28 protein-coding genes are annotated in these 26,578 nt (G+C 42.5%); 16 read left to right on the forward strand and 12 right to left on the reverse strand.

The genetic code is table 11. The annotated features are described in order from the left end of the window. Positions 1 to 387 precede the first annotated feature (387 nt). Positions 388 to 1,335 (forward strand): M23 family metallopeptidase, encoded by a 948-nt coding sequence (locus AACT42_RS17075; protein WP_094128595.1) that lies wholly within the window; start codon positions 388 to 390, stop codon positions 1,333 to 1,335. 8 nt (positions 1,336 to 1,343) lie between these two features. Then, a complete protein-coding gene (locus tag AACT42_RS17080) occupies positions 1,344 to 1,640 on the forward strand; it encodes a bactofilin family protein (protein ID WP_305951630.1) in 297 nt (98 codons plus the stop codon). 127 nt (positions 1,641 to 1,767) lie between these two features. Here AACT42_RS17080 and nagB read toward each other — a convergent pair whose 3' ends face one another. Beyond that, positions 1,768 to 2,568 (reverse strand): glucosamine-6-phosphate deaminase, encoded by an 801-nt coding sequence (gene nagB, locus AACT42_RS17085; protein WP_013868251.1) that lies wholly within the window; start codon positions 2,566 to 2,568, stop codon positions 1,768 to 1,770. Between the two features lie 311 nt (positions 2,569 to 2,879). On the opposite strand from nagB, the gene AACT42_RS17090 reads away from it, so the two are divergent. Next, the gene (locus AACT42_RS17090) at positions 2,880 to 3,131 is read left to right on the forward strand and encodes a DUF3081 domain-containing protein (protein ID WP_094134234.1); all 252 of its coding nucleotides are present in this window, start codon (positions 2,880 to 2,882) and stop codon (positions 3,129 to 3,131) included. Between the two features lie 266 nt (positions 3,132 to 3,397). On the opposite strand, the gene AACT42_RS17095 is transcribed toward AACT42_RS17090, so the two are convergent. After that, entirely contained in the window at positions 3,398 to 3,757 is a 360-nt protein-coding gene (locus tag AACT42_RS17095; protein WP_013868249.1) for a DUF413 domain-containing protein, read from the reverse strand. Positions 3,758 to 3,905: 148 nt separating this feature from the next. Between AACT42_RS17095 and AACT42_RS17100 the strand changes: the two genes are divergently transcribed. The 4 genes from AACT42_RS17100 (at position 3,906) to AACT42_RS17115 (ending at position 7,223) form a co-directional block, all read left to right on the forward strand. Next, complete coding sequence (locus tag AACT42_RS17100; protein WP_094134235.1) at positions 3,906 to 4,796, forward strand: LysR family transcriptional regulator; 891 nt, start codon at positions 3,906 to 3,908, stop codon at positions 4,794 to 4,796. A gap of 165 nt (positions 4,797 to 4,961) precedes the next feature. Then, entirely contained in the window at positions 4,962 to 6,326 is a 1,365-nt protein-coding gene (locus AACT42_RS17105; protein ID WP_443084838.1) for an AlkA N-terminal domain-containing protein, read from the forward strand. Between the two features lies 1 nt (position 6,327). Further along, positions 6,328 to 6,819 (forward strand): methylated-DNA--[protein]-cysteine S-methyltransferase, encoded by a 492-nt coding sequence (locus tag AACT42_RS17110; RefSeq protein ID WP_094134237.1) that lies wholly within the window; start codon positions 6,328 to 6,330, stop codon positions 6,817 to 6,819. After that, positions 6,816 to 7,223, forward strand: coding sequence for a hypothetical protein (locus AACT42_RS17115; protein WP_013868244.1), 408 nt, complete (start codon positions 6,816 to 6,818; stop codon positions 7,221 to 7,223). Before AACT42_RS17110 ends, AACT42_RS17115 begins: the two co-directional genes overlap by 4 nt. A 15-nt stretch (positions 7,224 to 7,238) precedes the next feature. On the opposite strand, the gene AACT42_RS17120 is transcribed toward AACT42_RS17115, so the two are convergent. Next, positions 7,239 to 8,096 carry a Vmh family MBL fold metallo-hydrolase gene (locus AACT42_RS17120; RefSeq protein WP_017044954.1) on the reverse strand — a complete coding sequence of 286 codons (858 nt, stop codon included), beginning with the start codon at positions 8,094 to 8,096 and terminating at the stop codon, positions 7,239 to 7,241. Positions 8,097 to 8,337: 241 nt separating this feature from the next. On the opposite strand from AACT42_RS17120, the gene AACT42_RS17125 reads away from it, so the two are divergent. Then, a complete protein-coding gene (locus AACT42_RS17125) occupies positions 8,338 to 9,204 on the forward strand; it encodes a hypothetical protein (RefSeq protein WP_017044953.1) in 867 nt (288 codons plus the stop codon). Between the two features lie 79 nt (positions 9,205 to 9,283). On the opposite strand, the gene AACT42_RS17130 is transcribed toward AACT42_RS17125, so the two are convergent. From AACT42_RS17130 to AACT42_RS17140, 3 genes are all read right to left on the reverse strand, one after another. Continuing rightward, positions 9,284 to 9,715, reverse strand: coding sequence for a YccF domain-containing protein (locus AACT42_RS17130; RefSeq protein WP_026027764.1), 432 nt, complete (start codon positions 9,713 to 9,715; stop codon positions 9,284 to 9,286). Positions 9,716 to 9,788: 73 nt separating this feature from the next. Further along, entirely contained in the window at positions 9,789 to 10,511 is a 723-nt protein-coding gene (locus tag AACT42_RS17135) for a sulfite exporter TauE/SafE family protein (protein ID WP_017044952.1), read from the reverse strand. A gap of 115 nt (positions 10,512 to 10,626) precedes the next feature. Beyond that, positions 10,627 to 11,265, reverse strand: a complete 639-nt coding sequence (locus AACT42_RS17140; RefSeq protein ID WP_017043238.1) for an NAD(P)-dependent oxidoreductase — start codon at positions 11,263 to 11,265, stop codon at positions 10,627 to 10,629. Positions 11,266 to 11,390: 125 nt separating this feature from the next. Here AACT42_RS17140 and AACT42_RS17145 point away from each other — a divergent pair, with 125 nt between their 5' ends. The 6 genes from AACT42_RS17145 (at position 11,391) to makE (ending at position 17,015) form a co-directional block, all read left to right on the forward strand. Then, complete coding sequence (locus AACT42_RS17145; protein ID WP_094132118.1) at positions 11,391 to 12,278, forward strand: LysR family transcriptional regulator; 888 nt, start codon at positions 11,391 to 11,393, stop codon at positions 12,276 to 12,278. Between the two features lie 625 nt (positions 12,279 to 12,903). Then, positions 12,904 to 13,284, forward strand: coding sequence for an alpha-pore-forming tripartite toxin MakABE regulator MakD (gene makD / locus AACT42_RS17150; protein ID WP_013868237.1), 381 nt, complete (start codon positions 12,904 to 12,906; stop codon positions 13,282 to 13,284). A 24-nt stretch (positions 13,285 to 13,308) separates the two neighbouring features. Further along, the gene (makC, locus tag AACT42_RS17155; protein WP_013868236.1) at positions 13,309 to 13,704 is read left to right on the forward strand and encodes an alpha-pore-forming tripartite toxin MakABE regulator MakC; all 396 of its coding nucleotides are present in this window, start codon (positions 13,309 to 13,311) and stop codon (positions 13,702 to 13,704) included. 11 nt (positions 13,705 to 13,715) lie between these two features. Beyond that, complete coding sequence (gene makB / locus AACT42_RS17160; RefSeq protein WP_094132119.1) at positions 13,716 to 14,780, forward strand: alpha-pore-forming cytotoxin subunit MakB; 1,065 nt, start codon at positions 13,716 to 13,718, stop codon at positions 14,778 to 14,780. A 12-nt stretch (positions 14,781 to 14,792) separates the two neighbouring features. Beyond that, positions 14,793 to 15,902, forward strand: a complete 1,110-nt coding sequence (makA, locus tag AACT42_RS17165) for a cytotoxin MakA (protein ID WP_000082912.1) — start codon at positions 14,793 to 14,795, stop codon at positions 15,900 to 15,902. Between the two features lie 51 nt (positions 15,903 to 15,953). After that, positions 15,954 to 17,015, forward strand: coding sequence for an alpha-pore-forming cytotoxin subunit MakE (gene makE, locus AACT42_RS17170; RefSeq protein WP_094132120.1), 1,062 nt, complete (start codon positions 15,954 to 15,956; stop codon positions 17,013 to 17,015). A 35-nt stretch (positions 17,016 to 17,050) separates the two neighbouring features. Here makE and AACT42_RS17175 read toward each other — a convergent pair whose 3' ends face one another. The 5 genes from AACT42_RS17175 to AACT42_RS17195 all read right to left on the reverse strand — a co-directional run bounded on the left by AACT42_RS17175 (position 17,051) and on the right by AACT42_RS17195 (position 21,152). After that, entirely contained in the window at positions 17,051 to 18,286 is a 1,236-nt protein-coding gene (locus AACT42_RS17175; RefSeq protein WP_202599505.1) for an aromatic amino acid transport family protein, read from the reverse strand. Positions 18,287 to 18,748: 462 nt separating this feature from the next. Further along, complete coding sequence (locus AACT42_RS17180; RefSeq protein ID WP_094132122.1) at positions 18,749 to 19,612, reverse strand: NAD(P)-dependent oxidoreductase; 864 nt, start codon at positions 19,610 to 19,612, stop codon at positions 18,749 to 18,751. A gap of 167 nt (positions 19,613 to 19,779) precedes the next feature. Next, entirely contained in the window at positions 19,780 to 20,496 is a 717-nt protein-coding gene (locus AACT42_RS17185; protein WP_017044945.1) for a YebC/PmpR family DNA-binding transcriptional regulator, read from the reverse strand. Positions 20,497 to 20,585: 89 nt separating this feature from the next. Then, positions 20,586 to 20,795 (reverse strand): DUF3283 family protein, encoded by a 210-nt coding sequence (locus AACT42_RS17190; protein ID WP_017044944.1) that lies wholly within the window; start codon positions 20,793 to 20,795, stop codon positions 20,586 to 20,588. Between the two features lie 159 nt (positions 20,796 to 20,954). Next, positions 20,955 to 21,152: a PA3496 family putative envelope integrity protein gene (locus AACT42_RS17195; RefSeq protein WP_017043498.1), complete on the reverse strand. Its 198-nt coding sequence runs from the start codon at positions 21,150 to 21,152 to the stop codon at positions 20,955 to 20,957. A gap of 354 nt (positions 21,153 to 21,506) precedes the next feature. Between AACT42_RS17195 and AACT42_RS17200 the strand changes: the two genes are divergently transcribed. After that, the gene (locus AACT42_RS17200) at positions 21,507 to 21,962 is read left to right on the forward strand and encodes a transcriptional regulator (protein ID WP_094132123.1); all 456 of its coding nucleotides are present in this window, start codon (positions 21,507 to 21,509) and stop codon (positions 21,960 to 21,962) included. Between the two features lie 189 nt (positions 21,963 to 22,151). Here AACT42_RS17200 and AACT42_RS17205 read toward each other — a convergent pair whose 3' ends face one another. Then, on the reverse strand, positions 22,152 to 24,128 hold the full coding sequence (locus AACT42_RS17205; protein ID WP_017043500.1) for a replication initiator protein RctB domain-containing protein: 1,977 nt from the start codon (positions 24,126 to 24,128) through the stop codon (positions 22,152 to 22,154). A 1,229-nt stretch (positions 24,129 to 25,357) separates the two neighbouring features. Here AACT42_RS17205 and AACT42_RS17210 point away from each other — a divergent pair. After that, complete coding sequence (locus tag AACT42_RS17210; RefSeq protein ID WP_026027506.1) at positions 25,358 to 26,575, forward strand: ParA family protein; 1,218 nt, start codon at positions 25,358 to 25,360, stop codon at positions 26,573 to 26,575. Positions 26,576 to 26,578 lie beyond the last annotated feature (3 nt).

The raw sequence follows: 26,578 nt of genomic DNA on the forward strand, positions 1-26,578 counted from the left end.
TCATACTTTTTGAATTTTAACTTTTAATAAAAAAGAGATTAAAATCACACTTTCACTTTAATTATTAAAAATTAAAGAACCAAAAGTGATGAGCATCACAATTACATCTTTATTTCACTAATCAAAATAAAGCCACCACTTCCATATTGTCTATTTTGTAACTTATATACACAAAACCATATTAATATGAGCTCATACATTAATATGGCTTTTTTTACTAACAACATCGGATCTTCTTCTAAAAGCAGGCCAAGGATACGCTCCAATTCACAAACCGAACAATAAGAGGTGGGACGAGTATAGCCTTACAACGCAAAATGTTTTGACCCTGAGCATTCCCTGTTAGAATCGGCTGTACTGTTAACCATAGACGCTGTGAACGAATTCATGAAAGAAAGAGTGGTTGTTTCCGTTTCATCCATCCATGGGACGAAGCACTTTCATCTCGGTAAATGGTTCCGACATTTTTTAAAAGGTTTTGGCTATGTGCTGGTTGCCAGCATTCTCGCCACTGGCGGCGTTATCTATTACCTTCTTGATGAAGTTGATTTTGCTAAACTTAAGCAACAAGAGTTAGAGAGCCAGTCGATGTCACTGACCGAAGAAGTCACCTCTTTAAAGGAGCTAAAAAGCAGCTTAGAGAATGACCTGCTCGAACGAGAAGAAAAGATGCAGGTTGTTTCAGACAGGCTCGGCGATCTTGAAAAAGTATTGGGGATGGATGAAAGCGGAGCGGAATTAGAATCACGTTTAGACACCGCTGCTATCACTTCTTCAGTTAGAATGGTGATGCTGACCCAAATACCCAGCGGTGCACCTGTGCATAATGCGAGAATTTCGTCAGGATACGGTGAGCGTATTCATCCTGTCACTGGCAACGTCAAAATTCACCGCGGGCAAGATTTTGCGGTTAACATAGGCACGCCAATTTATGCACCAGCCGATGGCGTTGCCGAAGTCACTCGCGCCAGTGATAAAGGGTCAGGCAATTTTTTACGCTTACAGCACTCTTATGGATTTACCAGCTCCTATTCTCATTTGCAAAAATTTGCCGTGAAAGGGGGCGATTTTGTACAGAAGGGCGACTTAATTGCTTATTCTGGAAACAGTGGGTTATCTTCTGGCCCACATTTGCACTATGAAATTCGATTTGTCGGCCGTTCATTAGATCCAAGACCTTTTGTTGATTGGGGCGTGAATGATTTTGAAACGATATTTAGTAAGGTAAGAGGTATCCGATGGGAATCTTTAGTAAACAAAGTCGAGCTAAGAGTCAGCACTCAGCTACAACTCTCATCGCAAAAGGCTGTTCCATTAGTGGGGAACTCAGGTTAGAAAGCGACATTCAAATTGACGGGTCGGTAGAAGGTCAATTGCACGTTGATAAAACCATCGTCATTAGTGAAACAGGCACGGTTAATGGTGAACTGTACGCAGGCCACATCATCATTAATGGCGAGTTCCAAGGCACATGTCACGCGACTAAAATTGAAATTTTAAGCAAAGGGAGCGTCACAGGGTCTATTTATAGCGACGACTTGAGCATTGAACAAGGTGGGCGCTTTAATGGAGTAACCTACCCTGCCCCGGAGAAACAAGTAGTTGAATTAAAAGAAGCGAAAATCGCTGCTGAAGGTTAATTCAACTACCGATTTCGTTCGCACTTCCCCATTTGATAGAAAGTCCCATTTGCTACAAAGTGTAAAAAGGCCTGCTGATGTTAGCAGGCCTTTTGTTTATGAATGTCCTTTCCCAGCAGGGAGAGACTTAGAAACCTTCGATATTTTTTGCTTCTAATTCCGCAAAGTATTTTACGGTTTTCACTTTTAGTTCTTGAGTCGATGGTTCATCACATACAATCACTGATTTCGCGTGAAGTTGTAGTGCGGAGACTGTCCACAAATGGTTGACGCTTCCTTCCACGGCCGCTTGCAAAGCCAGCGCCTTATTGTGGCCTGTCACCAAAATCATGATCTCTTCTGAATCTAGCAGTGTGCCTACACCAATCGTTAGCGCGTATTTAGGAACTTGGTTGATATCACCATCAAAGAATCGAGAGTTTGCAATGCGCGTATCTTCTGTCAGTGTCTTAATGCGAGTGCGCGACGAAAGTGAAGAAGCAGGCTCGTTAAACGCGATGTGCCCATCATTACCCACACCGCCCATAAATAGATTAATGCGGCCGTATGATTTAATTTTGTCTTCATAGCGCTTACATTCTGCATCAACATCTGGTGCGTTGCCATTCAGTAAGTTGATATTTTCTTCTTGAATATCAACATGATTGAAGAAATTGTTATACATAAATGAGCGGTATGACTCCGGATGATTTTCAGGAATACCAATGTATTCATCCATATTAAATGTCACGACATGCTTAAAGCTCACCTCGCCTGCTTTATGCATTTCAATCAGTGCATTATAAGTCGTCAATGGTGTACCACCAGTAGGTAAACCCAATACAAAAGGACGGTCTGCCGTTGGGTTGAATGCGTTGATACGTTTTACGATGTGTGCTGCTGCCCACTTGCCGACTTGTGCAGCCTGTTTTAACGGGATAAGTCTCATGATTGGCCCCTAGTTATTGGAATATTATGGTGTAATAGAACATTAATTCGCATTATAAAATAAGTATTAGGTAACTGCCATTGTTTTAGGTCAAATTTTCGCTCTTTCTTCAAATCTCAACCAGAAATGCGCTTAAATTTGTAGCAATTTCTACAGGTACGCTTAACTAATACGGCACATGCTATAACCAAATGAGATAAAAATTCATCTATAAAATTAAGTAAAGTTTGAGTCGCTATCACTCCACTATCTGGCGAAGCGTGCATTCATTACCCATACTTGGAGTAACAAGCAAGAAAGGAGCAAATGCCATGAAAAACGAACTTGAACCCGCGAAAATTCTCCATGCTTATGAAACAGTAATGGCGCATGGTACACCGACTGAATTCGGGAAAATCTATGAAGGTATCGAAGCTTTTTCAGACTATGACGGCTATAACATTTACATGCGAGGAAATGGTGTGGAGCTAAAAGTTGGCTTCCACAATACCTACCATCTCGATTATGACCAAGAGCATCTACGCGACAGCTTTTTGCAAAAAGTAGCCATTTTGGCTAAGTAGCGGTGTTGACTCAGCTCATGGATTGGCTAAGCGCGACCACATGAGCAGAGTGGCGATAATGCAAAGCCCGAGTGAGTCATCAATACTAGGGCTTTGAGCGAAAGCATTTTTCTCATCTTGATTGAGTCACACTCTTTTGCACAGAGATCTCTTATATGAAAGGCGATGCGAGCGAGTTTGTCAGCCCTATTGAGACAATAAGGCTGAAGAGATAAATGAGAAAGCTGACCAAATTACGGCTTAAGATCCTGCATTAGAGATACAGATTAATCTTCTTCCGTTAAGCTAACTTCTTCATCATTATAGTCGTCACCACTTTCAGGTTTATTGCGACCGTTCAACGTATGGAAACGCTTACGACCGCGAGCAAGTTGAGTGTATTTTAACCAGACACGCTCTAACTTAGATTTCGCTTTACCTGGGTTTTCAATCGCCTTAACAAAATGAGCTTCTTCGGCATTCTCTGGCGTGAGTTCACCAGATTCAAGACCAAGCATGGTACCACCATAAATGGCGAGAAGTTCTTCTTCTGCAAGAGTAAAATCACCAGACTTAGCAAAGCCTCGTGGAAACTTTGTATTGTCGTAAAAACGTTTTTTTCCGTGACGGAATTCAGTCTCAGACATATCAACCTCATGTGAATGGCGCTACTACCATGTAGCGATAGATCACGCGAAAATTAGGCGTAAATCTCCGAAAAGAAAAACAAAAATTTTTTATCGTCATAATTGCACTTCCTTGTTAATCTGACGGGGTAATTTCAGAGGATTTAATATGGATGTAAAAGTTTTTCGCACTTTTCTCGAACTCGCCAAAGTACGTCATTTTGGGCGAGCAGCTGAAAACCTTTATTTGACCCAAGCCGCCGTCAGTGCACGCATCAAGCAATTAGAAAATTATTTTGATGCTCAACTGTTTACGCGTGATCGCAACAACATAAAGCTCACATCGGCAGGAGAACGACTCGTTGGCTATGCCGAAGTGATGGTGGCAACCTTGCAACAAGCCAAGTTTGAGCTCTCTTTGGAAAATGGCCGAGCTTTACAGCTGACATTAGGGGGAACGCCCAACGTTTGGGATGCTCATCTACAAAACTGTTTAAGCGTTGTGACTGATGCTTTTAGCGGTTATGGCTTTATGGCGGAAGTTATGGGGCGCGAGCAGCTCAACCGCAGCCTGCTGGAGCGTACCTTAGATATGGCGTTTGCCTTTGACCCAATTAAAGCCGAAGAGCTAAACTGCAAAAAAGTCGCAGATTTAGTACTGGTGTTGGTTTCGACGCGTCCTGACACACTGGAAACCGCCTTTGATAATAAATACGTGTACGTCGATTGGGGAAGCCGTTTCGCCTCCGAGCATGCTGAGCGACATCCGAAGACGCCAACCCCCTATTTGCGCACCTCGACCGCTCGTATCGCACTTGATTTCATTTTAGAAAAAGGGGGAAGCGCTTACCTTCCTACCTCACTTGTTGAACCTTTTATCCACTCTGGCCAATTGTATCGAATTGGCAATGTGGAAGATTGGCAGCGTCCCATCTTCCTCAGCTACCGGAAAAACAGCTCATCGATAGAAGCCATTATGCAAGTGGAAAAGTTAGTCAAAAACATCAACCCTAGTAGTGCTTACTCATTACAACAAGCGGGCGAGGTCATTCTCGACTGACCCAACAAATTCATAACGCTGTAGCGGGTATTGAATACAGCGTTATGAATATCCTTTTTCAAGAGAAGCCTCAGGAAAAGCCATCCAGTTCCGAAAATGGCTAGTATCGACAGAATTCATGCATACACTTAGCTTATAAAAACTGCATAAGGCTCGTTATACCAAATGACACCATGGATGGAACTCGATAAAGAACAATGCCAACAGGCTCGCACTAGCCGTGATCCGCGATTTGATGGACGATTTTTCGTTGCCGTCAAAACAACCAACATCTTTTGTCGCCCAATATGTCCGGCAACCCTGCCAAAAGAAAAGAATGTTGAATACTTCGCCAACTCCGCACTGGCTCTACAAGCGGGTTATCGGCCATGCCTGCGTTGCCGCCCAGACAGTGCACCTCATTCTTGGGCATGGAAAGGGGTTGAAACCACCTTTTTGCGTGCAATCAAGCTTATTGAGCAAGGTGAATTACAATCGAGCAATCTGGCTCAATTTGCCGAACGTTTGGGGATCAGTGACCGCTATCTACGACAACTGTTTCAAACTCATTTAGGAGTGTCACCGAAACAATATGCTCAGTACCATCAGTTGATGTTTGCTAAGCAGTTGTTGCATTCCAGTGCTCTGTCCATTACCGATATAGGATTCGCTTGTGGATTCAACAGTACCCGCCGCTTTAACGATGCGTTTATCAAAACGTTGCAACTGACCCCCAGCCAAGTGCGGCAATCTAAAACAGTATTGATGACAAAAAACCTATTAACACTCTCTTTTCGCGGCCCTTTCGATTGGCAACATATGCTAGATTTCTATCGATTACGTGCAGTAAACGCCATTGAACAGGTCAGTAACAATCATTATCAACGCACCTTCAACATACACAATACGACCGGCTGGTTTCGTGCCAGCTTAACCTCTGCGACCCATTTAGAGGTTGAATTCGAGTTGCAAGACATCACCAAACTGCGTTACTTGGTGGCAAAACTACGCCGCCTATTTGACCTCGAAGCCGACATCAGCCACATCGAGGCCTATTTGGAAGACTGCGCTCCGGGTTTAGTCACTCGTTCAGGAATCCGCATTCCCGGCGTTTGGAATTGTTGGGAGGCGGGAGTCAGAGCTATTTTAGGTCAACAAGTTTCGATAAAAGCAGCCATTGGCCAGCTCAATCGATTAGTCGATGCGGTAAACCCAGCTCAAAATACGAGCAGTTACTTTCCAAGCCCGGAACAAATCGCACAGCTTGATTTGCACTTTTTAAAGATGCCACACAGCCGAAAAGAGACCTTAACACGCTTTGCTCAATTCATGTGCCAACACCCTGAAGCCGATGTGGATGCTTGGCTTTCACTAAAAGGTATTGGGCCGTGGACCGTAAACTACGCTAGGTTAAGAGGTCAGTCCGATTCAGATTGCTTTCTAGACACTGATTTGGTGGTTAAGAAGGCCTTAAGCCATTTTCCTGAGCTGAACGCAGACAAGGTTTCACCTTGGGGAAGTTACGCCACCTTTCACTGTTGGAATTACTAATATGAATAGCTTCACCCACTATCACAGCCCCTTAGGAATCATGACATTGCAAGCCTGCGAGCAAGGTTTATTGGGGGCTTGGTTTGAAACCGAAACCACCATGCCAACAGAGTTAGGGGTAAAATCCGAACACTGCACTATACTCATCAATACTATCAAACAGTTAGATGAGTACTTTTCCGGGAAACGGACTATATTTACTTTACCTTTAGCGGCAAAAGGCACCGAGTTCCAACAATCTGTGTGGCAAGCATTATGCAAGATACCTTATGGCGAAACTTGGAACTACCAACAGATTGCAGAGGCGATCGGTAACCCCAAAGCCGTAAGGGCTGTCGGCTTGGCCAATGGTAGAAATCCAATTTCGATCATCGTTCCTTGCCATAGAGTGATCGGAAAAAGTGGTAAACTCACTGGCTATGCGGGGGGCTTAAACCGTAAAGCGAGCTTATTAAAACTTGAGCGAACAACAATAGAGGTTGCAGCAACATGATAAGATCTACGGCAAAATCAATCAGTATTCTCGTCCTTACAGCCACTTTGCAAGGCTGTTTTCAAGATGACCTTGAACGTTGGTTAAACCGTGAAACTTATGAGTTCAAAGGGACTTATGACAACCAGTTCAATGATGACTTATTGATTTTCGAAGAGGGTGTTGTACGTGCTGAATCTGAAACTCAGCACTGGTCTCGCGCTTACAGCGTGGATGGTAATCAACTGACGATCCAGCTACGCAATAACTCGAAAGAAAAACGAGAAGATATCGTGCTTGTGATCCATGGCAAAGGAGAAGTGCTCACATGCAGTGTCTGCGCCATGTATAAATTGAGTAACGTATGGGTAAAAACAGGTAATGTTGAAGCCAAACCGTCTGGAGTAGAAAACGCGAGCCAATAACTCGCGTTGATACTGTTACCAAGTACGCTCACCCATATTCACTTGCGCACTTAATTCAAGGTCCTCTTTACCTGGAAGCGCTGGATAAGCTGCGACCATTTTAGATACTACTTGTACCGAGTCTTTCGAGGTTGAAATAGCCTGTTCGAATTTCGCCAAGTAGGTTTTAGTAAATTTTACGGCTTCGACACCCTGCGGTATATCAGCAAAATAATGTCCAGGAATGACTTTCTTTGGCTGAAGCATCTGCATTTTCTCTAAAGCTTGAACCCACTCACCACGCGCTTTCGGGGTTTGGCTATCAGCCGTCCAAACATGCATACCAGAGACAACCGCTACACCACCGACAATCGTTTTCTCAGAAGGCACCCATAAGTAAGCTTGGTGTGTATTAAGCTCTTTCACTTCGATCTTCTCACCTTCTAATGAAAACTCGCTGTGGTCAAAAATCTTAGGGACAATAATTTTATTTGGCGCACTCTCTCCTAGTATCGGGCCCCAAAACTGTAGCTTAGCGTCTTTCGTCGACTTGATATGCTCAACAATCGCTTGGCTTGCTAAAACATCAACGTTAGGAAACGCCGAAACCAACGGTTCCAGACCAAAATAATAATCAGGATCACCAGCGCTAATATAGATGGCCTTAAGTTCTTTACCTGACTGCTTAATCATGTCTACTAAAGCTTGGCCATCTTTTGTACCAAACTGAGCATCAATTAAAATCGCTTGTTTCTCACCACTGATCAGTGTTGAGCTAACTGGAAAGACTCCATTTTCCCCTGGGTTGTACGTTTGAAACGTCAATGCGGCTAAGCTTGAGAAAGAAGTGCTTGCTAGCAAAAAACCCGTTATCAACGGTTTTGAAATTGTCATTGTGTTTACCTTTCATTCATTGTTCGAAGTAATAACATCTTATTGTTTTTTATTTAGAACAAATAGATCCAATAATGAACTTCACTGATTCAATTTAAGATACTAATAAAAGCATTATTCACTCAAACCACTCCGTTTTTTAAAAACGATCTCATGCTCTCACACTGTCATTTATTAAAAATTCAAGTAAGGTAGGGATATCAATCTGTTGGATCGATTTCAAGAGAGATAGGAGAGAACGATGGTAGAAAAACATTCAACCTCGGCACTGGCTAAATTGCGTAATACAGACGCTAAACAACTATTCAGTAACCTCCAAAAAGCAGGGTACATTAACCGCTTCGACAACAAGTGGGTATTAACAGAACTGGGAGCAAAATTTGGCGGCGAATACGCCCAGCACACGCAATATGGCCAATTTATTGTCTGGCCGGAAAACTTGCTCGTCGACACACAAGCCACCAACGGGAAAACGTTAAGTGCCACTCAACTTGGCGATCATTTCAGGCTCAACCCAAAAAAAATAAATCAACTATTGAGTGAGTTAGGCTGGATATCTAAAACAGAAAAAGGTTGGCAAGTAACGGAGGCTGGGCTCAGAGCTGGCGCTCAGCAACGTGAAGATAAATCTTCTGAGCAATTCTTTGTTGTTTGGCATGATACGGTGACTCGCCATAAACGTCTGAAACAATCCATTGTCGAATTTTTAGGGCAAGAGGCTCACAGCCAATCGACCGATAAATCATTGTCCCACTTTCGCCAAAAATTTGAGGCAAAACATCGCACCTTAGACGGCCACTATGTTCGCTCAACCGGCGAATTATTGATCGATAATTGGCTCTATTTGGCGGGCGTCGTCCACGCTTATGAGCGTCAGTTGCCGATAGAAGCTGATGTGATGTGCGATTTTTATCTGCCAACAGGGAAAGTCTATTTACAATATTGGGGTTCAGATAGTGGCGCAACCGACGAAAAAACGCGCTTACAAACTCAAGCGATTTACTACGATCACGGCTTTGCTCTGATTAATATTCATCCGCAAGACATTGCGCATTTAGATGACATTCTGCCTAGAAAACTGCGAGAGTTTGGGATTAAAGCGTATTAATCGCGTTGGCAAGATGCCCCCTTCCCCTCGTCACTGAGAGAGCAACACGAGAGAAAAGGAGCAAAAAATAAAACCTATATTAACGATAAGAAGAATAGCGAGCTCTAGCCGCCTCTTCTTTCGGGACGATGGTTTTACCAATCGGAGCCAAAGAAATAACCGCGAGTTTCAAATGCTGTAGTGCGAAAGGGATGCCAATAATGGTAATAAAACACGCCACCGCCGATAAAATATGACCAACGGCTAACCAAAAACCTGCGAAAACAAACCAAATCACATTGCCGATTAAGCCAAATGGGCTGGTACCAATATCTTGCTGATTGGTCAATTCATCACGGGAAATAGCCTCTTGTCCAAAAGGAAAAAACGAAAAGTTACCGATAACAAAGCAAGCACGCCCCCATGGAATGCCAATAATGCTGATAAAGGCAAGGAGACCAAAAAACCACCAAGCGAGCCCCATAAACACTCCGCCCAGTAAAAACCAAATAATATTGCCGATTGTTCTCATCACTGCTACTCCGTATAAAATAGACCCATAAACCCTTTCAGTATCATTGCATGACCTGAACGGAAGATTAACGCTAAGCTAAACCATGCCATACCGCCGTAACGCCGCTTATCGTACAAAGCAGCAACGCGGCGAAACGGATGTTATCTTTGGGCAGTGATTGCGTGGTCATCATCGCCAACTTATAGCCCAACCAAGCTGAGGGGATAAGCGGAATCGTTATCCATAAATGATGCAACGTCAGAAAACCTGCCGGTATTTGAATGCTCAAAGAGATAATCGAGCTAAACACAAAAAATGCAGAAAGATTGCCACGCAACTGATTCGCTTCTTGATGCTGTAGGATCAACGCCATCGGCGGCCCACCAATCGCGGAACTAGTTCCAAAGAAGCCGGAGAAAAAACCCGCAATACCCATTTTTATCGGGGTAGGTTCGATGCGATACGGCAATAAACTAACAGCCACGGCAAATAACACCAATAAACCAAGCCATAACGCCAGTACATCCGTCGAGACTAAAACCAGAAGGATACCGCCCGCAATTGAACCGGGAACGCGACCAATCAGCGCCATTTTTAAACCGCCGAGCTCAATGTTCGAGCGATGCTTTAAGGCGTTCAAGATAGAAATAAACAGCGCCACGATACAAATGGGGGCAGGAACGTAATCGGCGGAGATCAAGAACAGCAAGGGCGCTGCGACGATCGCTAAACCAAAACCAATCGCCGTTTGCACAAATGAACCCAAGAAAATAAGAAACATGGCGATAAGCGCCGTACTACTGAACATTTCCATTAAAATGCCTATAAGCGAAACAAAGAAAAGTAATGCCCATAGAGAGCATTACTTCGTTCACGTTATCAGCAATTTTCGATCATGAGAATAGCCAAATGGATCTATCGGTCTGGTATCAGTAAGCAACACCAATACGTTGACGAGGGTGAGCGGCACTTTCTAACTCATCGATCATCGCGAGGGCATAGTCACTGACTGAGATTTTGCTGTTACCTTCAGCATCAGACAATAGAGCGTCACCGCCCACACGGTAAGCACCTTGTTTCTCACCCGGAAAAATCTCAGCGGCCGGGCTAACAAATGTCCAATTAACCTTGCTTGTACTCGCACGGAAGAGATCCAACGCTTCGCCTTGCGCTAATGCTTCCCCTTTGTACTCTTCAGGGAAACCTTCTACGGTCACCAATTTGATACCGGGAGCGACTTCCAATGAACCCGCACCACCAACCCACAGTAGGCGATCCACACCCACTTGCGGTAGATCTGACAGCAGTTTTTGCGCTGTAGCTGCAACAATATCGTGGTTGCCAGCTGCACGTCCGCCGATAGAAGCGATCACGACATCAACACCAGCTAACGCAGCGCTAATTTTTGACAAAGGCTGTTGTAAGTCAAATAGTTGAACGCTAACACCTTCAGCATCAACTTTACTTGAATCACGCACTAACGCGATCACCTCGTGGCCCCGTGCTTTTGCTTCATTGACAATGTGACTACCAATCCAACCTGATGCGCCTAATACTGCAATTTTCATAATTTATTTCCTCATTCGGTTTCTGTTTCTCGACAACAATTGTAGTCTAGTAGTTAAACGAAGGAGGAAAAACACCCAAAAATGATGTAGATTGTATCAATATTCGTATCTAATAAAGGCCTACCATGGACAGACTAACCGCCATGCGCAGTTTTATCGAAGTGGCAAATACTGCCAGTTTTACCAAAGCCGCAGACAACTTGAGCTTAAGTCGATTACAAGTGTCACGTCATGTCCAAGAAGTTGAGGATTGGTTAAAGCAGAGGTTACTGCACCGCACGACACGCAAAGTCAGCCTAACCACCGCCGGTGAAGAGGCTTTAATCCGTTGCGAACAAATTTTGCACCAAACTGCCGAACTTGAAACACGGGCGTTGGAACAGTCACAACTCTTAAACGGTACCATTCGCATTGCCGCGCCGATAGGCCTTGCTCAAAACATGTTATTGGCCGTTGTTGAAGACTTCACGCAACGACACCCCAATGTGTTAATTGACATTGTCGCTTCAGATCGCCTTTCACAACTGGTCGATGAACGCGTGGATATTGCCCTGCGTTTTACCCAACAGCCGGATGATACGCTCATCGCTCGCCGTTTAATGAGCGTCGGCACCGTCATATGCGCTTCCCCTAGCTATCTCAACCAACACCCTCCTATCAATACACCCAATGACTTAACCCAGCACAACTGCTTTGTGCACATGAGTAATAACAAGTGGGATGTGGTTAAAGACAATGAACAGCTCTCTGTCACCGTGAATGGCAACATCCGCGCTAATGATATGGAAATTTTATGCCGTGCTGCCCTACATCACAAAGGCATCGTACGGCTACCATGCGATCTTGCAAATGTCTTTATCGCCTCAGGAACACTAGTACACGTTTTGCCAGAGTTTCACAGCCCAAGCAGCGCACTATGGGCTGTGTATCTTTCTCGTAGCTATCAAACCCCATTGGTTCGCCAATTCATTGATTTCATCGCTCAAAGCTGGAAAAACGATCTCATCGCTTAGCGTTAAGTCATTCTAGCTAATAATTTAATCAATATTATTAGCTAGATTAAACATAGTGTTAATGCCAAAAATGAAATTATCTATAATTAATATTGTAGATGACCTCATTTATCTCACAGACATACCACCTACCTATTAAAAAGTTAAGTGAAAATAAAAATATATTTTTACTTACACTAAAACAATCAACAATAAATGTTGATAAGTTACTTAATACTATTAGTAAAAATAACCAGCATTGTTGAAATCATCATTTAACCCTGAAATAAAAATTTCATCAAGTAAATGAGCGTTTATTATCCCTTTCAATATCTCACACAAAAACATGATTAAGCCAGCAAATTAAGTGCTTAATAAATAACAAAAATGAAATTAAACTTAAGATCTATCCATGAATATCATTATAAAATTATTTTATGTACATACTGATATGTACATATTAGTTATGCAACCTTGATTAACTGAAATCACTAACTATATTTATCCACATAAAGATTATAAACATGTAAATATCAACACTAATATCAATAAGATTTAATAGATATAACCCAAAAAACCATTCGAAATGGTTAAATCAGTACAGTGATATTCTGTGGATCCATAAATAAACGTCAGTAGGTATTGAATGAAAAAAATAGAAATACTTATCGTGGTTGATTGTGCCGGAGCATTAGCAACCACGAGCTTAATGGATAACGTTTACTTAATTGATAGTAACCAATGGCTTGGTTCTTGGGATGAAGGAACGTGCCAACTCCACACGGTATCTCAAGATGGTCAGTTTATTTGCTGGCGTAGCTGCGCCATTTCGCCAGATGACGAAGTCAATATAACGGGATTCTCTGGTGACATGATTGATCAAAAAGCTTGCTTACCAAGCCCTGTTAATGACGCGTGGGAAGGCAGAGTTCAGACTCGCGGGGATACTGGGCGTTATCTATATACCATTTCTCTTTCAATAAACGGAATAACAATGAATTTTTCACCTTATCTCGAAGTTCAATAACTCCATCTAAATAAGGAACATTGTATGAAAAAAGTAGAAATACTCATGGTCGTAGATGCAGCAGCAGCGCTGGCAAGTCGAGATCTGCAAAGTAACATTTATCTCATTGATACAAATAAATATATGGGCTCGGGTAATGAAGGCCAAGCTGAGTTAAAAACAGCCTGTAAAGACGGTCAATTATTATGCTGGCGAGTTGTCGCTATTTCACCAGACAATGAAGTTGATATTGTCGAGTTTAATGGGCAAATGATAAATGACAGAGTTTGTATACCCACTAAGCAAGGACTAAGCGGTGATGAATTCTGGGAAGGCCGAGTTGAAGCGCAAGGACAAGCCAGCACACAACAATACAATGCGACCTTGTCTATTGATGGTGCAAGATTAACGTTTGATCCTTTCCTCGTTATTTCACTGTAGAGGGCGAACTCATGTTAAGCCCAAATGTTGATACCGCATTAAATATGCTGACCGACGTATATACTGATTTTTTAGGTATTAGTAACTACGATGCAACGTGCAACTCTCTCTTTATTGGCCATGTAGCAAAAGATCCAAACTGGCTCGTAGAAGTTCGAAGCAGGACTGAGATCTTAAGAGCGGTAATGAATGAGTTTATGCAGCAAAAGCCTAAAATTTTTGCGCAAATTATTACATCGTTTATTAATTATCAGACCACGTTCGATGCCTGCGCACAAAACAGTAAGGCGATAACAAGTACGAAGCAATGGATTGAATGCTTACAATTATTGCAAAAAACGTTAAAGCAAAATATCACGTTAACAAATGAAGCTCAGCAAGTTTTCACGAAATCTTACAGCCAAGCGAAAAATGCAGAGGAGCTGCTCGCATCCAGCATTCAAGATGGCTGGAATGAACTTGCGAGCGAAGAACAAGCAATGGTACGCATTGCAACAGAGATAGGCTCTCTATCGCAATCCATTGCCAGTTTAGGAGCCAATGTCACGGCGGCCCAATTAAGAGCAGGAAAAGCTTACATACAAAGTATGGTCACTATTTCCTACGGTGTCGTAATGGGAGCAACGACGTCTGTGCCATTCCTTTCCTTTGCTGGTGCGCTATTCACGGTTGGTTACAGTGCATACAGCACAATATCGAGCGCGAAAGAGGTACAACAAGATTTAGACAAACTCACTCAATTACAAACACTAGCCAGTGAAGAAGCACAAGCGGCTGCCATTACTAAAGCCATTATTCAAACCCTCAGCAACATGAGCGAAGAATTCCTAAAGATTGATGATAACTTGCCAGCACTTTCATTGTTATGGCAAGACGAATTAGACAAGGTAAACGAACTGATCAACGCCTTACAAAGCGGTTCAGACCCTGCCCTATTGACTGATTTGCAAACCATCAAGATTGCTTCAGCCTCATGGAAAACTATTTCAGAATTTGTGCAACTCATTAGTTTACCGCCAAACATTGGAAAACCCGTTTTAGTCAACACGCTAAATAACACCATTCAAGAACAGTAAAGGAGATACACAATGTCACAACAAGTTACTCAGTTGAACCCAACACAGCAAACCACTCAATCTGCATTTTTGGCAACCACAGTCATCACAGCGCAGTGCCATGCCATTTTAAACACACAGTTTACGCCACCTACGGTAAAACCAGATTGGTTTGATGACCTGAGTAAAAAATTAGACTCAGCAAAATTGGTTGCTAAGCAATGGATTGACGATTTGGGACCACAAGTATCAGCATCGATTCCCTCCAGCGTAATTAATTTTGACGCCACTTTCCAAGCATCAATCGATGCCATTCATGAGTTATATAAAGCGGATCCAACAGCAAGTGGCAAAGACAATACAACGGTTCAGCAAGCTTCACAGATTATGACCGCCCTATCTTCTCAAGTCAGCGGTATCGAAGCCACAGTCAAAGGGATGAATAAGGAACTCTCTGATTGGGGGGTGAAAATGCAAGCAGCACATGATGACTTAGTCAATGGTGCGACCAATATTCAAAAAACAATTATCGATTTACAAACAGATATTGAAAGTATGAATAACGCAATAGACAACAATCGTGCAGCCATTGAGAAACTGAATAAAGATCTAGTCTATGCACAAGTTGCGGTTGGTGTTGGCATCTTTATGCTCGTCGCAGGCGTTGCGCTTACCGTCGCAACCGCTGGCACCGCAGCTGTAGTCTCCGGCGGTATCGCAGCCGTTGGCGCGGCATCGATTATTGCTGGTGGTGTTACGTGGGGCGTATTACAAAATCAAATTGATGATGACTACGACAGCATCGCGCAAGAACAAAAGCAAAAAGCTGAAGATCAACAACAGATTATCGCTTTACAGGGGCTTTCCAATGCCAGTAGCGCCGTCGTTTCAGCGATTGAAACATCGACATCAGTATTATCTGATTTTGAAACGACGTGGACTGTCTTTGGCAACGAGTTAGATGATGTAGTAACCAAGCTTAATAATGGTGCATCCATGCAGAGCATTATTATGGAAAAAGTGATGTCTGACGCAGCGAAAAACGAATGGGATGATGCGGTTGAACTTGCTAAACAGCTAGCTAGCGCAAAAATAGCTATCGAAACGAAAGAGTTAGCACCTGCAGTAAAACAAGCAGCTTAAACATTACTAAAGGGGGGTTACGCCCCCTTTTATTCTTTTTCGAGGACCATCATGAATCAATCAGCCAGCGAGCAACTTCAAACCGACATTTCTGCATCTATTAGCGCTATGGTGTTACTAAATTCTGCATGCCAAGGCGTTGTTGAAACTTATATTGATCAAGGCAATGCAGAACATTGGTATGCTCAGGTAGAACAAAATTTAAATGCGGTGCAAAAACTGGTACGGCAATGGCGTTTGAGTGGTAATTTATATTTTTCAAATGACATTATGGACAGTGTTCTTTCCATTGCGAATACATTCAAAGATTCTAATGTTCAAATTTTAACGTTATTCAAAGCACTAGAAACCCGTTTTGACACCGCTCAACTAAAGCAGCTAACTTCATTAATCTTAACATTACAAAATCCGATTCAAAGTCTTACATCAAATATAAAACGTTATGATGAGGGATTGAATTCTTGGGCTCGCCAAGTGGAAGATGCTCATAACACATTGCAACAAACTATTGCACAGATCCAGCAAGAAGAAGTTTCCATCCAAGCAGAAATTATCGCCACCAACGCCCAAATTGATCTAATGAAACAACAGATAGCAGCATTTAAAACCGCCATTGCGAATGCTCAATCGCAGCGTAAGAAAGGGATATTTGAAACGATTTTTGGCGTGGTGCTTGCTCCGTTTACACTGGGAGGTTCTTTGATATTGGCAGGGTTTGGTGTTAGCTCTATTGTAGAAGCACAAAGTGAAATATCTAGCCTGCAAAGCGATATCCAATCATCTTTAAATACCATCAACCACGATCAACAAACGCTCTCTCAAGATCAACAACAAATCGCGTCTCTCAATGCCCTATTGCTAAGTGTCGATCAAGTTAACAACGATTGTGCGGCGATCAGCCGATCCTTAGATACACTACAAACCACGGTGCTCAGTTTATACAATGAAACCAACAACGTCGTTTCTAACCTTACCAAAGCACAAGATTCACAAGCGGTCATTCTGGAGCAAGTTTGGTACCAATCAGCTTACAATGAGTGGCAAGATATTCTGGAGGTAGCATCAACGCTCAATAATGCACAACCTCAAATAACAAAAGCTCAAATCAAGTAATTGATTTGGCTCCAGTGACGGAGCCAATGGTTGATTTAATTGAGCAAATTATAAAGCAATGCCGATACCGCCAATAACCCTATTGCCATGACAAAGGGTGTACTCATCTGCTGTTGATACTTCGCCAGCGATGGCACTTTGAATACAGCAATCATCGGCATAATAAACAGAATCATAGCGATCACGGGGCCTGAAAACGCTTCCATCATTCCCAGAATGCTGGGGTTGAGTATCGCGACAATCCAAATCGTGACAAACAAAATCGCAATGGTGAGTCGCCCAGCAAGATGCACTGACAGGCCAAAGTTTTTACACAGCAACCCAGTCAGGCTTTCTCGCGCACCAAGGAAATGCCCTAAAAAGGAAGAGGTAATGGCAATAAACGCCACTAAAGGGCCTAGAGTGGCGATAAAGGGATTATCTGTGACATTGGCAAGGTAAGTCAGCACTGAAATATTTTGCACTTTTGCTTCTTGCAATGCCTCTGGTGATAAAGCCAATACGCAAGAAAACACGAACAGCAAGACAAACAAAATTAATACAAGACTGGTGTAACGCAGAATCTGCTCTGATTTTTTATCCGCTAGCGCGCCATAATGACGACGTTGAACATTGGCAAAACTTGAGATCGCCGCTGCGTGGCTAAAAGAAAACACCACGACAGGAATGGCTAGCCACACTGTGTGTAAGAAATCACTCGTTTGCGGCAATGCTAATGACGGCACTGACCAATACGGGATCAAATAGAGCGAAAGACATAATAAAATAGCCGCCAATGGATAAACCATAACAGCAAAAGCGCGCAACATGATCTTCTCGCCACCCAGCATAATGGCAATTAACGCAAAGACTAAGCCACCAGAAAGTAGCACTCGAGGGGGAGCGACCATCTGCGCTTGATTAACCAAAAAGCTATCAACAGTGTTAGTTAGACCGACACCGTAAATCAGTAAGATTGGGAAAATAGAGAGGAAATACAGCAAAGAGATCAAGCGACCAGCCCTTTGGCCAAAGTGTTCTTCAACAACGTCGGTAAAATCGGCATTAGGACGGCGCGATGAGAGAACAAAACGAGCAAGACCACGATGAGAGAGATAAGTCATCGGAAAAGCGAGTAAGACCATTAACACTAATGGCCAGAAACCACCTAACCCAATGTTGATTGGCAAAAATAGAATGCCAGCCCCAACGGCCGTACCAAATAAACTGAGTAGCCAATAGGTGTCGTGTTTAGTCCAATTGGAAATCTGAACATGACTAAAATGAGCCATTTCCTTAGTGTCTTTCACTGCTTTTTCACTTATATAAAAATAATAATGTCGCGAATCCTACTCCTATTAATCATTATGATCATTTTGAGACCTTGGTCATAATCACTATAATCAAGGGACTTGGCTTGGATTGAAAACCATGAAAACACCGAATTAACAGCATATTAAACTGGTTTTATGTGATTTTATTGAAACTAAAAACCAAATTTTAAGATTTTTCAGTAAATGTAATTAGTTGACGATTCATCCAGCACTGTCACGCACAGCAAACAAAAATGAAGGACATTTGTCCTCCCTAATCGGTAGGCAATCATGGTTTTATACAATTGTTTTTCGAAAAGAGGCACACAGATAGACACTGTAGGTATGCGGGGCCAGAAGATAAATAGGAATCGATTTATAGGTTTACAGTGTAAATGGCCCTAAATAGGGCCAATTGAGTCTATCTCTGAGCTGTGATATTTATGAATTAACGGCTTTGATAAGGATAGAAGTATCCATTCTTCCCTCACCTTGCTCAGACAAGGCTTGGTAAGCATGATAAGTTTTTTCTGTCATCGGCAATTTTAGATCGTTTCGTTGCGCTTCATCCAAACAAAAGCCCAAGTCTTTGATCATCCAATCAATGGCAAAGCCGTAATCAAATTTACCTATTGACATATTCACAGCGCGGTTTTCCATCTGCCATGAACCTGCGGCTCCATTTTTCAAACAATCAACCAAAACGCCAATATCTAACCCTGACTTTTCCGCTAAGATCAATCCTTCCGACAGGCCATTTAATACGCCAGCAATGCAAATTTGATTGACCATTTTTGCGCGTTGTCCTTGCCCTGCTTTCCCCATCAGCACCGATGACTTGCCATAAGCACGAAATACGGGTTGCAGCTGCTCAAACAGTTCGGCATCTCCACCACACATAATGGTTAGCACACCATTTTCAGCCCCTGCTTGGCCACCAGAAACAGGAGCATCCATAAAGCGAATGCCCGCTTTATGAGTCGCAGACGCCAGCTCTTCGGCTAACAGTGCCGATGTGGTGGTGTGATCAACCAAAATTGCGCCGCGTTTCATCGCCCCTATCGCGCCGCCGTCACTGGTCGTCATGCTACGGACATCATCATCATTGCCAACGCAGGTTAAAACCACATCGGCATCTTGCACGCACTCTGCGACTGTTTGCGCTGCATACCCATGATACTGCTGCGCCCACTGCTGCGCTTTAGCTTGAGTGCGGTTGTAGACGCTAACATCAAATCCTGCGTTTTTTAGATGCCCAGCCATAGGGTATCCCATAACCCCTAATCCAATAAAACTGACTTTCATTAACTTCTCCTTTTATTATTACCCAGCAGCCCAAACGGACGAACACACGTAACTGAGTGTGGGCTGTATGTATCCTTGCGTCATTCTCTATGAATAAGACCACGGTTAGCAATGCACAGATAAAAAAAAGCCGAGTCAATCACTCGGCTTCTCATTAATTCGCTCTATTACAGCTCAGCGTTATGGTAAACCTGCTGTACATCATCACAGTCATCTAGCATGTCGAGGAACTTCTGGAATTTCTCCGCCTCTTCGCCCGTGACCGGTGTGTGTGTTTGTGGAACGAACGTGATTTCTTCCACATCGATAGTCAAATCAGGGAACTGATTATTTAGCGATGTTTTCACTTTGAAGAATTCAGTGTTAGGTGCAAATACAGTGATCACACCATCTTCCAGTTCAACATCCGTCACATCGACATCATCCATCATCAGTGCTTCAAGGATAGAATCTTCATCATCCCCTTTGAACTGAAATACCGCTTGGTGATCAAACATATGTGATACGGTACCTGGAGTACCAATTTTCGCACCCGTTTTAACAAAGCATTGACGCACATCTTGGAACGTACGGTTGCCGTTATCTGTTAAGCAGTCAACGATAACACTTGCGCCGCCAGGGCCAAAACCTTCGTAACGAGCAGGTTGGTAGTCTTCACCACCACCACCACTGGCTTTATCTAGCGCTTTATCAATAACGTGGCCTGGAACTTGGTCTTTCTTCGCTTTTGTGATCAGGTGGCGCAAAGACAAGTTCATGTCTGGGTCCGAACCACCATTTTTCGCACACATGTAAATTTCTTTACCGTATTTGGAATAGACTTTAATTTTTGCGCCTTGAGTTTTCGCCATTGAGGCTTTGCGCACTTCAAAACTTCTTCCCATAGGGATGATCTCTCTAATTCAATTTAACGCGAGGGATTTTAGCAAAAAGTGGGATCATTTCAATTTTCCACTTAGCAAAGACATGAATGCTACGCAACACCCATCACTCTTTTGTATTTGTTCACCGATTGTAAAAACCACTCTCTTTCGGCCTCACTGGCAATTTTAGACTGCTGCTGAGTGATCGCTTCAGGCCCTGCTTTTCCTTGCTTGAGTTTCCAAACAAGAAAGGAAGCTTGTTTATCGAGCTCTACTTTGTTTTTCTCTTCAGCGGCAAGTAAAGATAGGTTGAAGGACATGAGTTAGCCTAGATCGGTAAATACGTGGCACGAAATATAGCATAGGACATAGGAAAATTAAGAGCATAAATGTGCAATTTATCGGTATGAAATCAAGAAAATTGGAAAATATAAAGGGTGGCTATGCGCCACCCTTAGGGGATTAATGGTGAGAACTCGTCAGTGAAGTATGCCTAGCTCCTTCGCTTCTTCAATGGTTAAACCACTTTCTCGAATCTCTCTTAATGCTTCAATACGACGGCGAGCTTCGGCTGATTTAAGGTTTTTAACTGGTTTTTGAGTTTCTACTTCTTCCGTGAAGTCCCACTTATTTGCAATATCAGTCATTTCGTCATGGTCAATAGAATTTATGGACATTGTTACCTCCGAACAAACCACGTAAGGGACATGTAATCTGTAGCAAACGATATTTGATTTGTTAAGCATATTTCGTCCATATTGTGATTTTGGCGATGGTTTAGAAACCTTATTTTTAAAACTATTAATATTACTTTGCCAACCTTGCTAGACGAGGCTAGATTTAAATATTGCATACATGAATTCAAGCGTTTTAGCGCTCATTTTATTCTGTTGCATACTGTCGCAGCCCCCCTACCCCACGCTCTTTCAATGTGCTGATTTTTAGCTCATGGTTCCCCATTTCTGTTTGGCAAATAAGCTTGAAATACACCAGACTGTAGTTAATGCATTTAAAGTTGTAGGTAAGACGCGATGTGTAAGCTTCACGACTGGTTAACTGAGATCCATCAATGGCATCTGAACAAGCGCTATGATCAGGTGGCTCAATTACAACCTCTGATCCTTAATGCTCCACAAGAGATCTGGGGGCCGGATCTGAGTGATGATCAAAGTAAAGCAATTGCTTGTTGGCTTGATGCTTGCCTGCGCCAATATGAGTACTACAAGCTTATTGACGGTGAGCTTGCCTTCCAATATCTGCAGCTTGCTTACGCTCGTTTTCAGCGTTGTGTCTCGGAGCCGAGTAGTGAACTTGAGTTAAAATCTTGGTGTATAAAACGGATGCAGCAGTTGATGGTACTGAGTTTGGAGCATCTCAATCAACAGCACGTTGATGAGGCCTTATCCCGAAGTTTAATTGATGCTCATGTTCGATTTCTTGCATACTACGCGTGGAACAATGATCAAGGTATAAAGCGAGGGTATTAATTGATTGCAGGGATCAACAGATAAAAAAATAGCGAGTTATATAACTCGCTAAAAACATATATGAGCCAATCTATTAATTCATCAGATAGGACAAAAGGTTGTCTATTCGTTTTCTATACTAACGAACCTTCTAAAACAAAATGTCAGCTACGTGTCAAGGTTGTGTTGTAAATTGGTTTTAAATACCTTTTAAATACCAATAGCGACTTCATCAAGTGCCCGGAATACGGATTCATCTAAATGCCCCTCGTACACTTGCTTACACACTTTGCGGCGTACTGCGAGACCCGAGATCAAACGTTCGATCGATAAATGTTTATTCTCGTTTTTCGTGTTATAGAGCTCGATCAATTTACTTAACGTCTCATAAGAGATCGCCTCATTTCCAACCCTCAGCCAATCCAGCTTATCAATCAGCTCTGTACACTCTTCCTTGATAGAGGATGGTGGGTGTCCAGTCATTGCTGATAACGCCGTTATACTGCGTTCTAGGGCCTCTGGAGAGGTATATTTAGATAAGGTAATCGTAATTTCATCGGCATTGATCTCTACTAGGTGTTTGCGCTGCTTGACTCTTCGTCCCAGCTTACCCTTTGGAGACGGTGCTTTACGTTGAATCGGTTCAAATTCACCATCAATGATCTCAGAAAGCTCTTCTAGTTTTTGCTTAGAAACCATCTCATTGCGCAGTGGGTTAGGTAACGTTGGAGCCATGTTGCGTTTGCCTGCATTGGTGGTACGAGCGCGCGAGTAGCGCAGGACTTCTTCCACATCGCACTTAATGTCGACTTGGTAATCCATCACTTTTTCTTTATCCACCAGTGTGGTGACCGTCAAATGATAGCCCCAAAGATTCACGACAAATAACGAATCGCTGCCCTTTCCTTCCGATAATCGTTTTAGCTCACGGACAAGATCCATCGAAAAACGACGCCATTCGATATTACGGGCCAACTTTTGGTTCAATTCACTCAGTAGCATGCTGTCGGTATGGCGACGCGACATGCGACTGCGGAAATAGGAGTAGAGTTGGAAGACCAACGTATGTTGCTTTAGGATCTCTGGTGGAAACAAGAAAAAGTAATCGCGAGTGAGTAACTCTTCGTAGAATGAAGGTTCCCACACCAAAATGTACAAATTAGGTTTGATCCTAATTTCACCATCAGCCCCTTCCGTTGGCGCTTCTTCAGAAGCGGTGATCGTTCTTGCTAGGAACCGAAAACGATCACTCTTAAATCCTTCTGGCATGTTTTCACTCAGCCAACGGCCGGTTAACTCATGCAGTTGGAAGTCTGTAAATTCAATCCGATCAATACTATCGCGAATAGAATCTCTTGCTGGGCCACTATCTTTTTTACCGCGAAGCGACAAAATGTCAGTAATGTACAATGGGGTTTTATTCGGTGTGTGTTTGGTATTAAGTTGGTAATCTTCTTGGTGATGATCGTGGTATTGCACCGTTAAGGTGAACAATGCAAACAGTGTCATTAGATCATCCACTGTCATGATATTTTTGGAAGAACGAGTTTCAATGATCGCACGGGTACCAGAAATCGATACCATTGATTTCTGGTAGCTTTTACGAGTTCTCGGTGGAGCTAATGCTTGATCAATGATCCCAGCCCAATTGGTGGGTGAAACCACAAACTGATCCGCTTCGTCTTTCATCGCTGGTGGAATATTTAGCCCATGTTCTGTCAACAAACGCTTATTGACCTGAGTTTGAGCCAGCGCTTTTGAACGCTTGCGTTTTTCTGTCTGTTTTACTGATTCAGTTACCAGACTGGTTGAACCAAGCACAGAGATGAGCTTATTTGGGTTAACAAATTTATGCAGCATTGTCTTGCCGGCTAAACCTTCTTCAAATCTCACCGGGATCTGTTTAAATAAACCAATACTTACTGCAGCACGCAGCCGTTGCTGAATAGCCGCTCTGGTCAATTGGCCATCGGTTGCTTCAATTAACTCTGTTGTTGAGACTAACCCATCTTGGCTGCGGAAACCTCTTAATGAGATCAGGTTAAGAAGTTCAACGATACTTTTGGTAACACCTTTAAAATGTTGGTATTGATCAACCCAATCAACAGCAGTTTCTGAAACTTCAAAAAGATGCCCATCTTTGTGGCTCCTTGGTGCTTTGATCAATATTTTTTCGTCTGCGTTCATTATTAGATCCGTATCACACTAGCCGTAATATCGCTATAGTTCCAATAGAATAAAGAAAAAGAGATCATAAATAAAGAAAAACTTATTGCTTTTAAATAACTGATCTTTTTGATTATTCTGATCTATATTGCTTATATGATCTAATGATCAGGCCTTAATGAACAGCCTAATTGATTGTTTTATAGGGATAAAAAAAAATCCCCTTCAGAAGCATGATCATAGAAAACTGAAAACATGATCATTGTAGAGAAGAAAGCATGATCAATCACATTCCGAACGATGATCATCAGACGACTGAATCAATGATCAAACACTTTCTTAAAGCATGATCATGGCTCATGCACAACTTATCCACATGATGAGTTGAAGTGATTATTTTATTTGAGCTAGATGAAGAATATGGGCTTGGTTTTTCTTTGGAAAGATGATCAAGGAAGTGCATTAAATGTTCTTTCAAAGTCGATTTTGGCATAAACACGAATTGAAATGACAAATAACTCTTTTAACGGCTTCTATTATAAGGAGTGAGAGTGTGTCGAAAGCATGATCAAGAGCGTATTGAAGAAGGTTTTGTTATTTGGTGTGTTTTAAATTTGACTTGTTATGTACTAGGTATCTTGCTCAGCCCCTACTCCATCTGCAATCACCCGTAATTATGCGCTATTTTTACATGCTTCCGAGCTTAAATCACACTTGATCATTGATCCGATGAAGATCCATTTGTTTTCTGATTATTTGCCGATAAGGAAGGCGCCAATTCCTCTTGATCATTGTTCCTGTGGCGAGGGATCTCTTCGGACGCATGATCATCATGTTAGCCTTGATCATGCGTCCTGTTTCCCTGACTAAAAGGATAAGTTTCCCCTGCCCTATCGCTCTAGTTATTATTATTCATGTTGTACGATTATTTAATTGATCTGCCGGGGGAACATCATTCCAAATGACACATACCGTAAATTATGCTGCTTCTCTAATCGTTCCGGGTATTTTAAGCTCATTTACAATGTAAATAAGTTACGTTGTAATATTTTTAATGTTCAAATAAATAATGGACTAAGTTACCCATTATTTAAGGAAAAATGATAACCATAATGAGGTCAATTCATTAAATTCCGATATGTTTTTCTATTTATTGTGATATTAATCTAAAAGTGAATGTTCACCTTTTTGTTGAGTATTAAATTGTTTGCTGTACAATCTGCGTTAGGTACTTATTATGGAATTTGGCAATGAAAAGAGAACAAACCATAGCGAATCTCTACCAGCTCGCCGAGCAAACTCAACAGGTGCAAGCTGACCGAATTGAAATTGTTTTAGAAGAACGTAGTGATGACCATTTCCCAGCGATGTCAAAAGCGCTAATGGAAACTCGTTCAGGCTTAACACGCCGTAAGCTAGATGATGCCATTTCCAAAATGGAACAAGCTGGCCATCAATTTACTAAAAACAATGCAAATCACTATTCAATTTCTTTAGCGGAAGCCCACATGCTCATGGATGCCGCTGGTGTGCCTAAGTTCCACCAAAGAAAAAAGCATGGTGATCATAAGCCTTGGGTCATCAATGTTCAGAACCAAAAGGGGGGGACAGGTAAATCAATGACGGCTGTCCATCTAGCCGCGTGCCTCGCCCTGAATTTGGATCAGCGTTACCGTATCTGCTTGATTGACTTAGATCCGCAAGGTTCATTACGGTTATTTCTCAACCCGCAAATAAGTTTATCAGAGCACAGTAATATCTATTCTGCCGTTGATATTATGTTAGACAACGTGCCTGAAGACACTGAAGTGGACAAGGCGTTCTTACATAAGAACGTGATGTTGCCAACCCAATATCCTAATTTAAAAACCATCTCTGCATTTCCTGAAGATGCAATGTTTAACGCAGAAGCGTGGCAGTATCTTTCGCAAAACCAATCGCTTGATATTGTTCGACTGCTGAAAGAGAAACTTATCGATAAGATTGGCGATGATTTTGACATCATTATGATTGATACTGGCCCACACGTTGATCCATTGGTATGGAATGCAATGTATGCTTCCAATGCATTACTGATCCCGTGCGCGGCTAAGCGATTAGATTGGGCGTCAACCGTCAATTTCTTTCAACACCTTCCTACGGTTTATGAAATGTTTCCAGAAGATTGGAAAGGGTTAGAATTTGTACGTTTGATGCCGACGATGTTTGAAGATGATAATAAAAAGCAAGTCTCGGTATTAACGGAAATGAATTACCTGTTGGGTGATCAAGTCATGATGGCGACGATTCCGCGTAGCCGAGCATTTGAAACCTGTGCTGACACCTACAGCACCGTTTTTGATCTCACCACCAGCGATTTTGAAGGTGGTAAAAAGACGCTAGCGACTGCGCAAGACGCTGTGCAAAAAAGTGCACTGGAGCTTGAGCGAGTGCTTCACAGTCATTGGTCATCACTAAATCAGGGGTAAGTA

Source organism: Vibrio sp. V15_P4S5T153 (genome assembly GCF_963874485.1).
Classification (GTDB): Bacteria; Pseudomonadota; Gammaproteobacteria; order Enterobacterales; family Vibrionaceae; genus Vibrio; species Vibrio anguillarum.